The organism is Pseudomonas sp. 3HC3, from assembly GCF_044904505.1.
Lineage (GTDB): Bacteria > Pseudomonadota > Gammaproteobacteria > Pseudomonadales > Pseudomonadaceae > Aquipseudomonas > Aquipseudomonas putida_Y.
Genome location: NZ_JADDRH010000006.1, coordinates 177,240 through 189,598, shown reverse-complemented (window position 1 = coordinate 189,598; position 12,359 = coordinate 177,240). Strand labels below are relative to the sequence as shown.

The window sequence follows — 12,359 nt, the reverse complement described above, 5'->3', positions numbered from 1 at the left end:
CGGTTTCCCCTGATCAAGACTTGTGAGGTGTCAGCGAACCCATGCCGGCAGGTGTCTTGATCGAAGTGCAGGTGCCGGCGGGGACGTTTTTCCAGTGCATGCCGTCGTAGTCTTTCTTCGCACTGCCTGCGCAGCTGGTACCGGCGCCGGCCTTGCAATCGTTCTTTCCTGCCATGGCGACGCCGTAGCATTTTTCCATGGCAGCGCCACTGCCTGCGGGTTGCGTGCTGTCGGCCGCCATGGCAACGCCTGCAAGCGAGGCGAGAGCAAGTGCTGCAGTGGTGAGGGCGAGGGTTTTCATGGGTCAATCTCCTGAGAGTGTGGCCGTGGTCTTTACCGGCGGCTCATGGAGTAATTCGTGCCTCGCGTAAAAAGGGTTACAGCCTTGGGAGAATTTTTTTCAGGGCTTGTCTTCACAAGCTGATGTCGAGGCCAAGGGCATGGCATATTTGCAGCACCTGCGTGCCACACGCCGGGAGCGGATGAATCAAGTCAATTGTATTCAGGGTGTAACCCAGGCGGCCCATGCAGCGAACTAACTCACAGGATGAGCTCGAGGCTCGCGAGGCCCGGTTGAAAGCACTGTTGCTTCGAGGGCTGACAGGCGACCAGCTGGCCTATCAGGATTTTCTTGGCACGCTTGCGCTGCATGTGCGTGCGTTTCTGCGCAGCCGTCTGAGCAGGCGGCCGGCCGAGATAGAGGACATGGTGCAGGATGTGCTGCTGGCGGTGCATAACGCGCGTCACACTTACCAGGCACAGCAGCCTTTGACGGCTTGGGTGCATGCGATCGCCCGTTACAAACTGGCGGATCATCTGCGAAGTGTTTCACGTCGCGAAGCCCGGCATGATGTTCTGGACGATGATGCGCAACTGTTTGCCATCTCGGAGGTTGAATCAGCCGAAGCCAGCCGAGACCTGACCAAGCTGCTCAAGCAACTGCCAGAGCGGCAACGACTGCCGATTGTTCATGTCAAGCTGGAGGGGTTGTCTGTCGAAGAGACGGCACAACTTACCGGGCTTTCCAGTTCAGCGGTAAAGGTTGGGATACATCGAGGTCTGAAAGCGCTAGCCAGGCTGATTGGAGGAGCCAATAACCATGAAGACTGACGACTTGATTGCCTTGCTTGCCGCAGGCGAAGGGCCAGTGCCGCGCCACGCCGTTTGCAGGCGGATGGCGGTTGCTGTGCTGGGTGGGCTGACCGCAGCACTGCTGCTGACAGTTGCCCTTTACGGTGTACGTAGTGATATCACAGAGGTTGCACAAACCCCGTTGTTCTGGGGCAAAGTCGCCTTTCCAACCAGCTTGGCGTTGATCGGGCTGTGGTTGACAAGCCGCTTGGCCAGGCCAGGGGGGAAGGGCGCTGCAGGCTGGAAGATGCTTGGCTTGCCACTGCTGCTGGTCTGGTGCGGGGCGGCCGTGAGTATCGCCGGGGCGCCTGTGGATGCTCGCGCCGACCTGTTGTTCGGGCGCACATGGCGTACCTGCGCACTGAATATCACGTTGCTGTCGGTGCCGGCTTTTGTCACCGTGTTCTGGGCGCTGAAAGGCCTGGCGCCCACCCGGTTACGGCAAGCGGGCGCTGCCGGTGGCCTGCTGGCGGGCTCGACCGCAACGGTGGCCTACTGCCTGCATTGTCCGGAAATGGGCGTACCGTTCTGGGGTGTGTGGTATGTCCTTGGCATGCTTGTTCCGACGGTGATCGGTGCCTGGTGGGGGCCCCGCATGCTGCGTTGGTAGGCAACTCAGAGCGGCCTTCTGGTTGCCGGTCCTGTGCTTTAAGGGGGCCTGAAAGCGCTTAACCAGTAATGAACAAGGGCAATGCCAGGTACAGCTTGATCACGATGACATTGATGATGTCGATGAAGAACGCCCCCACCATCGGCACCACCAGGAAGGCAAGGTGCGAGGCACCATAGCGTTGTGTCACCGCTTGCATGTTGGCGATGGCTGTCGGTGTAGCACCCAGGCCGAAGCCACAGTGGCCGGCAGCCAGGACTGCTGCATCGTAGTTGCGCCCCATTACCTTGAACGTCACGAAGATTGCGAACAGCGCCATGACCAGTGTCTGTGCGGCCAACAAGGTAAAGAAGGGTAAAGCCAGGGCTGCCAGGTCCCACAACTTGAGCGACATCAATGCAATGGCCAGGAACAGGGACAAACTTACATTGCCCAGTACCGACACTTCCCGTTCGAATACTTTGTAAAAGCCGAAAGCCCGAAGCCCATTGCGCAACAATACGCCGACGAAGAGTACGCAAACGAATGTCGGTAGTTCGAATGCTGTACCTTTCAGCAAGCTGTTAAGTAATGTGCCAGTTAATAAGCTGACAGCAATAAGTGCCAAGGTTTCTATAAATGAAAACGATGTGATCAGGCGCTCTCTGTCCGGTTGTTCAAAGCCCTTGGGTAACTGCGGCGTTTCTTCTTGCACCCCTGGTGTCTCGACCCGTTTGATCAGCAACCGGGCGACTGGGCCACCAATCAAACCGCCCAACACCAGGCCGAAAGTGGCAGAGGCCATTGCCAGTTCCGACGCCGAAGCCAGGCCAAACCTCTCAGTGAAGGTCGCGCCCCAGGCAACGCCTGTACCGTGGCCACCCGACAAGCTGATCGAACCGGCCAGCAGGCCCATCAGCGGGTCGAGCCCCAATGCTGTTGCCAGACCGATACCCATGGCGTTCTGAACCATCAGCAAACCCGTCACCACCAGGAGGAATACGGCGACCACGCGTCCACCTTTTTTCAGGCTGGCGAAGTCTGCACTCAAGCCGATGGTAGCGAAGAATGCCAGCATCAACGGTGTTTGCAACGAGGTATCAAATTGGACGTGTACATCGAAACTGCGCAATGCCAGAAGTGACAAGGCAACGACCAGGCCGCCAGCAACAGGCTCAGGGATATTGTATGCGCGCAGGAAACCAATACGTGCGACCAGGCCGCGTCCCAATAGCAGTACCAAAGAGGCGGCTACAAGTGTCCCGTAAAAATCGAGTTCAAACATCAGGGTGCTCTTAGTTCAAGGTGACATGCAAAATTACAATGTCCCCATTCTACGGGGAGCACTCCAGTCAAATGCGGCTGGGCGGCTAGGAATAGTCTGATTCAACTAGGGGTTTTTACCACGAGCGTCATGGTTTCCCGGGTATTCCATATTTACGCAGCCGCTGGGCGATAGCCGTGTGCGAAGTTTGCAAGCGCCCGGCCAGTAGCCGTGTTGACGGATAGCTGGCATACAGGCGCTGTAACAGCTCGCGCTCGAAATTACCCACGGCCTGTTCCAGGCTGGCCACTTCGCCATCTTGCCCGCGTGCCACCGAGGTGCCGGCGATGTCCAGGTCGCCGATATCCACCAGATTGCCCTCGCAGATAGCCGCGGCGCGGAAGATCACGTTCTGCAACTGGCGCACGTTGCCCGGCCAAGGGTTGGCCAGCAGTGCCGAATGGGTGGAGGGGGTTAGTCGACAGGCTGGGCGCTGGATCTGCGTGCACGCCTGCTGCATGAAGAAGTGCGCCAGCATCAGGATGTCCTGGCCACGGTCGCGAAGCGGCGGTACCTCCAGGTTAAGCACGTTCAGACGGTAGAACAGGTCTTCGCGGAAGCTGCCTTCGGCGACCATGCGCTCCAGATCGCGGTGGGTGGCGCTGATGATGCGCACATCCACCTTCACTTCGCGGTCGCCACCCACCCGGCGGAAGCTGCCGTCGCTGAGAAACCGCAGCAGTTTGGCCTGCAGGTATGGCGACATCTCACCAATTTCATCAAGGAATACGGTGCCTTGGTTGGCCAGTTCCATCAGCCCAGGCTTGCCACCTCGTTGCGCGCCGGTAAAGGCCCCGGGTGCGTAGCCGAACAGTTCGCTTTCGGCCAGGCTCTCGGGCAGCGCGGCGCAGTTCAGGGCCAGGAACGGGGCCGCGTGGCGGCTGCTGACAGCATGGCAGGCGCGGGCTACCAGTTCTTTGCCGGTGCCGGTCTCGCCATGCACCAGCAGCGGCGCATCGAGCGCCGCCACGCGTAAGGCGCGGGCTTTGAGGGTGCGGATGGCCGGCGACTCGCCCAGCAAGGCATCGAAGCCTTCGGCGTGATCGTGGTGCAGGGCCGACAGGCGTTCGCCCATGCGCGAGGGTGGGTACAGCGTCAGCAGGCCGCCGGCGTTGGTGATCGGCATGGCGTCCAGCAGCAGGCTATGGCCGTTCAGCTGCATTTCGCGCATGGGCAGGTGGAAGTTGTTGTCCAGCAGCGCTTGCAGCAGTGCGGGGTCGCCAAACAGTTCACCCACCGAGCGCCCGGCAGATTCGCGACCGCACAGTTCGATCAGCGCCGGGTTGGCCAACAGCACCAGGCCTGCGCTGTCCACCGCCAGCACCGGGTCGCTCATGGCGGCCAGCAGGGCATCGAGTTGCAGGTGGCGGCGCTGGCCTGGGAGGATGTCGACCACGTCCACCGATTGCACGCCGTGTACTTCGAACAGCGCGTCGTGCAGTTCTTCGAGTACGGCGGGGCTGAGGGTAGGGGCGTCGATGTAGACGTTCGGCGGGACCATCTCCACGGCGTCCAGGTTGAGGTTGCGGGCACCGAGCAGGGCGAGGACTTCCTGGGTGATGCCGACGCGGTCGATGAAGCTGACGTGGATGCGCATGGGGTTCGAACAGTTGGCGACGGAGGTCGTCAGTATGCCCTGAGACGGGGTTCAGGCCCAAGGTCGGTTGGCGCATCAAGGGCGCCCGCTCCCACAGGGTTGCTGCTGTCCATGTGTGGGGCGGGCTTGCTCGCGAAAAGGGTCACTCCAGATGTTCAGGCTTGATCGGGTCGCCCGATTTCACATCGAGCTTTTCGCGAATGTCCGCAAACATATGGTCATAGAGCTTGTGCGGCGAACTCAGGGTCTCGAATTTCTTCGGCGGCGCCAGATACGACTGCGCCTTGCGGGTCAGTAGCATGAGGAAGCTGGGCAAGACCTGGTCCTTGGCGAGGAAGAACTTTTCTTCCACCGTCTTGCCTTCGATGCTGCCATGCATGTGGAATTGAATGCCTCTGCCTTCCTTGGGGTCCGACACGGCCTCGTACTCGATGTTCAGGTCATAGCTGTGGTCGGCGTGGTTCAGCGCAGTGCGCTCGATGTGTACATGACCGGAGTGATACTGGGCCATGGCTATCTCCTTTGGAAGGTTGAAAATGGCGGGCCGCGTAAGCCCGCCTGCTGCATTCAACGGTAGCTGATGCCCGGCTTCTCGGTGGAAACCCGAGTGCCGGCTTTGCCTTTGACGATGCCTTCGATGTTCTCCAGCGAACTGATCACCGCCACCTTGCCGGTGTTGCGGGCAAAGTCGCAGGCGGCCTGCACCTTCGGCCCCATGGAGCCGGCGGCAAACCCCAGCGTTTCCAACGCGTCCGGGTGGGCCTGGGCGATGGCCTTCTGCGTCGGTTTGCCCCAGTCAATGTAGGCTGCATCGACGTCGGTGGCGATAATCAGAAGGTCGGCTTCCAATTGCTCGGCCAGCAGCGCCGAGCACAGGTCTTTGTCGATCACCGCCTCGATGCCTTTGAGCTTGTGGTTTTCATCGTACATGGTGGGGATGCCGCCACCGCCTGCGCAAATCACGATGCTGCTTTTTTCCAGCAGCCACTTGATCGGGCGAATTTCGAAGATGCGCTTGGGTTTCGGGCTTGCTACCACGCGGCGGTACTTGTCGCCGTCGGCCTTGACCACCCAGCCCTTTTCCTTGGCCAGGCGCTCGGCCTCTTCCTTGCTATAGACCGGGCCGATGAACTTGGTCGGATCCTTGAAGGCCGGGTCGTTGGCGTCCACTTCCACTTGGGTGAGCAAGGTGGCGAAGGGCACCTCGAAGGCCAGCAGGTTGCCCAGTTCCTGTTCGATCATGTAACCGATCATGCCCTCGGTTTCGGCGCCCAGCACGTCTAGCGGGTACGCCTCGTCTGGCTTGTACGACAGGGCCTGAAGCGACAGCAGACCCACTTGCGGGCCATTGCCGTGGGCGATGACCAGTTCGTTGCCAGGGTGAATCTTGGCGATCTGTTCGGTGGCGGTGCGGATATTGGCGCGCTGGTTGTCAGCGGTCATGGGCTCGCCGCGACGTAGCAGGGCGTTGCCGCCCAATGCAACAACGATACGCATGTGGAATGTCCTTTAGCGAAAGAATGAATCGACTGTCGCTGCACGGAGGCTGCGGAGTTCGCTGTGGGAGCGGGCATGCCCGCGAAGAGGCCAGACCTGACATCATCGATGATGCGGCTGACGCCTTCGCGGGCACGCCCGCTCCCACAGGGACTGCGGGCTACTTATAGATCAGCCAGGGTCGATACCAAGATTGCCTTGATCGTGTGCATGCGGTTTTCCGCCTGCTCGAAGGCGATGCACGCTGGCGACTCGAACACGTCATCGGTCACTTCGATGCCGTTTGCCAGGTCCGGGTATTGTTCGGCGATCTGCTTGCCTACCTTGGTGTCTGAGTTGTGGAATGCCGGCAGGCAGTGCATGAACTTGGTCCGTGGGTTGCCGGTGGACTTCATCAGTTCGGCATTCACCTGATAAGGCTTGAGCTGCTTGATGCGCTCACCCCAGGCTTCGATCGGCTCGCCCATCGAGACCCACACGTCGGTATGGACAAAGTCGACACCCTTGACCGCAGCTTTCGGGTCTTCGGTGAGGGTAATGCGTGCGCCGCTTTCTTCAGCGTACTGCTTGCAGCGCTCGACCAGGTCGTCATGCGGCCACAGTGCCTTGGGCGCGGCGATGCGTACATCCATGCCAAGCTTGGCGCCGATCAGCAGCAACGAGTTGCCCATGTTGTTGCGGGCATCGCCCAGGTAGGCGTAGCTGATGTCGTGCAGCGGCTTGTCGCTGTGCTCACGCATGGTCAGCACGTCGGCGATCATCTGGGTTGGGTGATATTCGTCGGTCAGGCCGTTGAACACCGGTACGCCGGCGAACTTGGCCAGCTCTTCGACGATTTCCTGCTTGAAGCCACGGTACTCGATGGCGTCATACATGCGCCCGAGCACACGGGCGGTGTCCTTCATGCTCTCCTTGTGGCCGATCTGCGAGGAGTTGGGGTCGATGTAGGTGACGTTGGCGCCTTGGTCATAGGCTGCCACTTCGAAGGCGCAACGGGTACGGGTGGAGGTTTTTTCGAAGATCAGGGCAATGTTGTTGCCCTTCAGGTGCTGCTGCTCGGTGCCGGTGTACTTGGCGCGCTTGAGGTCGCGGGAAAGGTCCAGCAGGTAGCGCAACTCACGGGTGGTGTGGTGTTCCAGGCTGAGCAAGTTGCGGTTGTGAATGTTGAACGCCATGACAGTTTCTCCTTGAGTTCGGTGATGTCCCGGCCGCCACTTCATGGGGGCGGCCGGGCGTGATGGTCGTTAGTAGTCGATCGGGTCGCGCACGATCGGGCAGGTCATGCAGTGGCCGCCGCCACGGCCTCGGCCCAGTTCGCCGGCGCTGATGGTGATGACCTCGATGCCGGCCTTGCGCAGCAGGGTGTTGGTGTAGGTGTTGCGGTCATAGCCAATGACTACGCCCGGCTCGATGGCCACCACGTTGTTACCGTCATCCCACTGTTCGCGCTCGGCGGCGAAGCTGTTGCCGCCGGTCTCGACCACGCGCAACTGGACGCCCAGTTGCTCGCCCACCACTTCGATGAACGACTTGTTGATGCGGCGTACATCCATGCCGTAAGGCTTGCTTTCGTCCGGGCGGATGATGAATGGCACAATCTCTTTCACCACTTCCGGGAAGACCGTGACCAGATCGCGGTCGCAGAAGCTGAAGACAGTGTCCAGGTGCATGGCGGCGCGGGATTTTGGCAGGCCGGCGACGATCACTTCCTTGACGGCGCCCTTGGCGAACAGGTTTTGCGCCAGCTGGCCGATGGCCTGGCGCGAGGTGCGCTCGCCCATGCCGATCAGCACGATGCCATTGCCGATCGGCATCACATCACCGCCTTCGAGCGTGGCATTGCCATGGTCCTTGTCCGGGTCGCCATACCACACCTGGAAGTCGGCCTCGGTGAACTCCTTGTGGAACTTGTAGATGGCGGTGGTCAACAGGGTTTCCTGGCGACGCGCCGGCCAGTACATCGGGTTCAGCGTCACGCCGCCGTAGATCCAGCAAGTAGTGTCGCGCGTGAACTGGGTGTTGGGCAGTGGTGGCAGGATGAAGCTGGAGTGGCCCAGGTAGTCGTTGTACATCTTCACGACTTCGGCGCCTTCGCTCTGCGGCAGGTCCTGACCTGCCACACCGCCGATCAGGAATTCGGCCAGGTGGCGTGGCTCAAGGCCTTCGAGCCAGCTACGCACTTCGTTGGTCAGGCCTACGCCGACGGTGTCAGGGGTGATCTTGCGGTCGAGGATCCACTTCAGGGCCTCTTTGTTTTGCACGATATCGGTCAGCAGGTTGTGCATCTCCAGCACATCCACGCCACGCTCGCGCATCTTGGTAACGAAGTCGAAATGGTCACGCTTGGCCTGGTCGACCCAGATCACGTCGTCGAACAGCAGTTCGTCACAGTTGCTCGGTGTCAGGCGCTTGTGCGCCAGGCCCGGGGCGCAAACCATCACTTTGCGCAGTTTGCCGGCTTCGGAGTGGACACCGTACTTCTGTTTTTCAGCGGACATGGTTTCATTCCTCCAATTGAGCGAAGACGTGGGTCAAAGGGTCAGGAAGCCGTCATACAGGCCATAGGCTGCCACCAAGGCGCCAATGACCACGGCTGCGAAGATCAGTTTTTCCACGTTGGTGAAGACCGGTTTGCCCACCTCACGCTTGGCCTTGGCGAACAGGATGGCGCCAGGTGCGTAGAGCAGGGCCGAGAGCAGCAGGTATTTCACGCCGCCGGCGTACAGCAGCCAGACGGCGTACAACAGGGCGATACCACCGATGATCAGGTCCTTCTTGCGTTCGGCCAGGGCCTGTTCGTAGGTTTCGCTGCGCAGTGCCAGCAAGAACGCATAGGCTGCCGACCACAGGTAGGGCACCAGGATCATCGAGGTGGCGAGGTAGATCAGGGACAGGTAGGTGCTGCTTGAGAACAGTGTGATGACCAGAAAGATCTGCACCATGGCGTTGGTCAGCCACAGGGCGTTGGCCGGTACCTGTTTGGCGTTCTCGCGGCGCAGGAACTCCGGCATGGTGTGGTCCTTGGCTGCGGCGAACATGATCTCGGCGCACAGCAGCACCCACGACAGCAGCGCCCCGAGCAGCGAGATGACCAGGCCGACGCTGATCAGCACCGCCCCCCAGTGGCCGACCACATGCTCCAGCACGGCAGCCATCGACGGGTTCTGCAGCTTGGCCAGTTCCGGTTGAGTCATGATGCCCAGCGACAGCACGTTGACCAACACCAGGAACAGCAGCACGGTCACGAAGCCGATCACCGTTGCCTTGCCCACGTCGGTGCGTTTTTCCGCCCGCGCCGAGAAGATGCTCGCGCCTTCGATGCCGATGAACACCCACACGGTGACCAGCATCATGTTGCGCACCTGGTTCATGACACTGCCAAGCTCTGGCGTGCCCACGGCCCAGATATCGGCGGTGAAGATGTCGAGCCTGAAGGCGAACAGGCAGATCAGGGCGAACAGCACCAGCGGCACCACTTTGGCCACAGTGGTGACCAGGTTGATGAACGCCGCTTCCTTGATGCCGCGCAGTACCAGGAAGTGCACCGCCCACAACAGGATCGATGCGCCAATGATGGCGGCCGGGGTGTTGCCTTCACCGAAAATCGGGAAGAAGTAGCCCAAGGTGCTGAACAGCAACACGAAGTAGCCGACGTTGCCCAGCCAGGCACTGATCCAGTAGCCCCAGGCCGAGGAAAAGCCCATGTAGTCGCCGAAGCCGGCCTTGGCATAGGCATACACCCCGCCATCCAGGTCAGGCTTGCGGTTGGCCAGGGTCTGGAACACGAAGGCCAGGGTCAGCATGCCGACTGCGGTGATTGCCCAGCCGATCAGCACGGCCCCAACCCCTGCGCTGGCGGCCATGTTTTGCGGCAGCGAGAAGATACCGCCGCCAATCATCGAGCCGACGACAAGTGCAACTAACGCGCCGAGCTTTAGTTTTCCGGATGAATCAGACATTTAACAACTCCTGCCAGGAGAAAGTTGACGACAGAATAGATCCGACGCCGCTGCCTTGAGCTGACTTGCGTCAGTTTAAGGCGCCGTAAAGGTAGGAAATTTCCTTCACGGGTGCTCCTGGAGAGTGCCGACAGCTTGGGCTGCAGGCCTTGAATGCTGGCACCTCCATGTACTTCTAGAGCAAACGCTCTGTTCAGCCTGCGATGCTTGAAATTAGCCGCTTTTGCCGCTTTAGCAAATTTTTCACAAGAAATTCGAGTTTTATCAGTTTCTTTTCCAGTTGCCGGACTGCTGCTAGTTTTGAGAGAGCAGGTACATAGACAAAGCAGTTATGAGTGATATAGGTTGAACCCACAGCTTCAGTATAAGTAACGATATTTATATAGCCCGCAAGGCTGTTTCAAACGCATGACAAGGTTTGAAGAAGGGAGGCTCATGAGCGAACCGGGACAGAAGCTGCGCCTGGGCGCGTTGATCGCGCTGGTGGTCGGGTCGATGATTGGCGGTGGTATCTTCTCGCTGCCGCAGAACATGGCCGCGCGTGCCGATGTGGGCGCCGTGCTGATCGGCTGGGCGATCACCGCGGTCGGCATGCTGGCCCTGGCCTTCGTGTTCCAGACCCTGGCCAACCGCAAGCCGGAACTGGACTCGGGGGTGTATGCCTACGCCAAGGCCGGCTTTGGTGAGTACATGGGCTTTTCCTCGGCCTGGGGCTACTGGATCAGCGCCTGGCTGGGCAACGTCGGTTATTTCGTGCTGCTGTTCAGCACCCTGGGCTTCTACTTCCCGGTGTTCGGCGAAGGCAACACACCCATCGCCATCGGTTGTGCCTCGCTGCTGTTGTGGTCGGTGCATTTTCTGGTGTTGCGCGGCATCAAGGAGGCGGCTTTCATCAACCAGGTCACCACCGTGGCCAAGGTGGTGCCGTTGCTGATTTTTGTGGTGATCGCTGCATTTGCCTTCCGCGCCGACATCTTCACCCGGGATATCTGGGGCTTGAGCAACCCACAATTCGGCAGCGTGCTGGAGCAGGTGCGCAACATGATGCTGGTGACCGTATTCGTGTTCATCGGCATAGAGGGTGCCAGCGTGTATTCCGGGCGCGCCCAGCGTCGGTCAGACGTGGGCAAGGCTACCGTCATCGGTTTTCTTGGTGTGCTGGCGTTGCTGGTGCTGGTCAACGTGTTGTCGCTGGGCATCATGACCCAACCGGAACTGGCCGGGCTGCAGAACCCCTCACTGGCCTCGGTGCTGGAGCATATCGTTGGCCCCTGGGGCGCCTTGCTGATCAGCCTCGGCCTGGCGGTCTCGTTGCTTGGCGCTTTGCTGTCCTGGGCGCTGCTGTGTGCCGAGATCCTTTACGCCACGGCGCGGGACAAGACCATGCCGCGCTTTCTGGCCAAGGAAAACGCCAACCATGTGCCGGCTAACGCCCTGTGGCTGACCAACTGCATGATTCAGGGCTTCCTGCTGATCACGCTGTTTTCCGCCGGTACGTACACCAGTCTGATCTACCTGGCCTCGTCGATGATCCTGGTGCCCTACCTGTGGTCTGCGGCGTATGCTGTGCTGCTGGCGATGCGCGCAGAAACCTATGCCGGGCAGCCGAGGTTGCGGCGCAAGGACTTGCTGGTGGCGCTGGTTGCCCTGCTGTATGCCGTGTGGCTGCTGTATGCCGGCGGGCTCAAGTACCTGCTGCTTTCGGCGCTGCTGTACGCCCCCGGCGTCATCTTGTTCGCGAGGGCCAAGCATGAGCAGGGGCAGACGTTGTTCACGGCCTGGGAAAAGCTGATTTTCGCCGCCGTGCTGGTGGGTGCCGCGCTGGCGGCCTATGCCCTGTATTCAGGGCTGCTGAGCTTGTGACGGGGCAGGGCAGGCGTGCTCCGGGCGTGACCAGATCCACAGGTTGCCCAAGGTCATCCCGGCGATTGCCAGGAATACCGGCCAGTGGTGTTCCAGAAAGGTCAGCATCAGGCCCGCACACAGCAGCATGCTGATGGTTGCGCTGACCTTGGCGCGGCGCTGGATTACCTTGCCGTTGCGCCAATTATGCAGAATTGGCCCGAACAAACGGTGGTTTTCCAGCCATGCCGACAGGCGCGGTGAGCTGCGTGTGGCGGCCCAGGCGGCCAGCAGGATGAACTCGGTGGTCGGCAAGCCAGGGATCACAATGGCGACCAGGCCCACCCCGAGGCTCACGTAGGCCAGGATTCCATACAACAGGCGGGCGAGTTTCGAGCGGGCTGGTTGGGTCATGTTCTC

12 protein-coding genes are annotated in these 12,359 nt (G+C 60.4%); 3 read left to right on the top strand and 9 right to left on the bottom strand.

Annotation, left to right across the window (positions count from 1 at the left end; all coding sequences use genetic code 11):
• Positions 1-13 precede the first annotated feature (13 nt).
• Positions 14-301 carry a DUF2282 domain-containing protein gene (locus tag INQ47_RS12525; RefSeq protein ID WP_021781885.1) on the bottom strand — a complete coding sequence of 96 codons (288 nt, stop codon included), beginning with the start codon at positions 299-301 and terminating at the stop codon, positions 14-16.
• Between the two features lie 224 nt (positions 302-525).
• Here INQ47_RS12525 and INQ47_RS12520 point away from each other — a divergent pair, with 224 nt between their 5' ends.
• On the top strand, positions 526-1,110 hold the full coding sequence (locus tag INQ47_RS12520; protein WP_252458922.1) for a sigma-70 family RNA polymerase sigma factor: 585 nt from the start codon (positions 526-528) through the stop codon (positions 1,108-1,110).
• Entirely contained in the window at positions 1,100-1,741 is a 642-nt protein-coding gene (locus tag INQ47_RS12515) for a DUF1109 domain-containing protein (protein WP_252458923.1), read from the top strand. The genes INQ47_RS12520 and INQ47_RS12515 overlap by 11 nt, the downstream gene beginning before the upstream one ends.
• A gap of 58 nt (positions 1,742-1,799) precedes the next feature.
• On the opposite strand, the gene gltS is transcribed toward INQ47_RS12515, so the two are convergent.
• The 7 genes from gltS to arcD (INQ47_RS12480) form a co-directional block, all read right to left on the bottom strand.
• A complete protein-coding gene (gltS, locus tag INQ47_RS12510) occupies positions 1,800-3,005 on the bottom strand; it encodes a sodium/glutamate symporter (protein WP_252458924.1) in 1,206 nt (401 codons plus the stop codon).
• A gap of 127 nt (positions 3,006-3,132) precedes the next feature.
• Complete coding sequence (locus INQ47_RS12505; protein WP_103443542.1) at positions 3,133-4,641, bottom strand: sigma-54-dependent transcriptional regulator; 1,509 nt, start codon at positions 4,639-4,641, stop codon at positions 3,133-3,135.
• 142 nt (positions 4,642-4,783) lie between these two features.
• Entirely contained in the window at positions 4,784-5,152 is a 369-nt protein-coding gene (locus INQ47_RS12500; protein ID WP_176683713.1) for a DUF5064 family protein, read from the bottom strand.
• Between the two features lie 56 nt (positions 5,153-5,208).
• On the bottom strand, positions 5,209-6,138 hold the full coding sequence (arcC, locus tag INQ47_RS12495; protein ID WP_209967796.1) for a carbamate kinase: 930 nt from the start codon (positions 6,136-6,138) through the stop codon (positions 5,209-5,211).
• 164 nt (positions 6,139-6,302) lie between these two features.
• Positions 6,303-7,313 (bottom strand): ornithine carbamoyltransferase, encoded by a 1,011-nt coding sequence (locus INQ47_RS12490; protein WP_003255074.1) that lies wholly within the window; start codon positions 7,311-7,313, stop codon positions 6,303-6,305.
• Between the two features lie 69 nt (positions 7,314-7,382).
• Positions 7,383-8,636 carry an arginine deiminase gene (arcA, locus tag INQ47_RS12485; RefSeq protein ID WP_021781892.1) on the bottom strand — a complete coding sequence of 418 codons (1,254 nt, stop codon included), beginning with the start codon at positions 8,634-8,636 and terminating at the stop codon, positions 7,383-7,385.
• Between the two features lie 33 nt (positions 8,637-8,669).
• Positions 8,670-10,097, bottom strand: a complete 1,428-nt coding sequence (gene arcD, locus INQ47_RS12480) for an arginine-ornithine antiporter (RefSeq protein ID WP_021781893.1) — start codon at positions 10,095-10,097, stop codon at positions 8,670-8,672.
• A 435-nt stretch (positions 10,098-10,532) separates the two neighbouring features.
• Between arcD (INQ47_RS12480) and arcD (INQ47_RS12475) the strand changes: the two genes are divergently transcribed.
• On the top strand, positions 10,533-11,960 hold the full coding sequence (arcD, locus tag INQ47_RS12475) for an arginine-ornithine antiporter (RefSeq protein ID WP_021781894.1): 1,428 nt from the start codon (positions 10,533-10,535) through the stop codon (positions 11,958-11,960).
• Here the strand turns inward: arcD (INQ47_RS12475) and INQ47_RS12470 are convergent.
• A complete protein-coding gene (locus INQ47_RS12470) occupies positions 11,940-12,353 on the bottom strand; it encodes a YbaN family protein (protein ID WP_021781895.1) in 414 nt (137 codons plus the stop codon). The two genes, arcD (INQ47_RS12475) and INQ47_RS12470, sit on opposite strands and share 21 nt — an antisense overlap.
• Positions 12,354-12,359: the final 6 nt, after the last annotated feature.

Excerpts from the sequence above, each read along its gene's own strand:
- arcD (WP_021781893.1), bottom strand. The coding sequence starts at position 10,097 with ATGTCTGATTCATCCGGAAAACTAAAGCTCGGCGCGTTAGTTGCACTT.
- INQ47_RS12490 (WP_003255074.1), bottom strand. The coding sequence starts at position 7,313 with ATGGCGTTCAACATTCACAACCGCAACTTGCTCAGCCTGGAACACCAC.
- INQ47_RS12520 (WP_252458922.1), top strand. The coding sequence starts at position 526 with ATGCAGCGAACTAACTCACAGGATGAGCTCGAGGCTCGCGAGGCCCGG.
- arcD (WP_021781894.1), top strand. The coding sequence starts at position 10,533 with ATGAGCGAACCGGGACAGAAGCTGCGCCTGGGCGCGTTGATCGCGCTG.
- arcA (WP_021781892.1), bottom strand. The coding sequence starts at position 8,636 with ATGTCCGCTGAAAAACAGAAGTACGGTGTCCACTCCGAAGCCGGCAAA.
- INQ47_RS12525 (WP_021781885.1), bottom strand. The coding sequence starts at position 301 with ATGAAAACCCTCGCCCTCACCACTGCAGCACTTGCTCTCGCCTCGCTT.
- INQ47_RS12470 (WP_021781895.1), bottom strand. The coding sequence starts at position 12,353 with ATGACCCAACCAGCCCGCTCGAAACTCGCCCGCCTGTTGTATGGAATC.
- INQ47_RS12515 (WP_252458923.1), top strand. The coding sequence starts at position 1,100 with ATGAAGACTGACGACTTGATTGCCTTGCTTGCCGCAGGCGAAGGGCCA.
- INQ47_RS12500 (WP_176683713.1), bottom strand. The coding sequence starts at position 5,152 with ATGGCCCAGTATCACTCCGGTCATGTACACATCGAGCGCACTGCGCTG.
- gltS (WP_252458924.1), bottom strand. The coding sequence starts at position 3,005 with ATGTTTGAACTCGATTTTTACGGGACACTTGTAGCCGCCTCTTTGGTA.
- INQ47_RS12505 (WP_103443542.1), bottom strand. The coding sequence starts at position 4,641 with ATGCGCATCCACGTCAGCTTCATCGACCGCGTCGGCATCACCCAGGAA.
- arcC (WP_209967796.1), bottom strand. The coding sequence starts at position 6,138 with ATGCGTATCGTTGTTGCATTGGGCGGCAACGCCCTGCTACGTCGCGGC.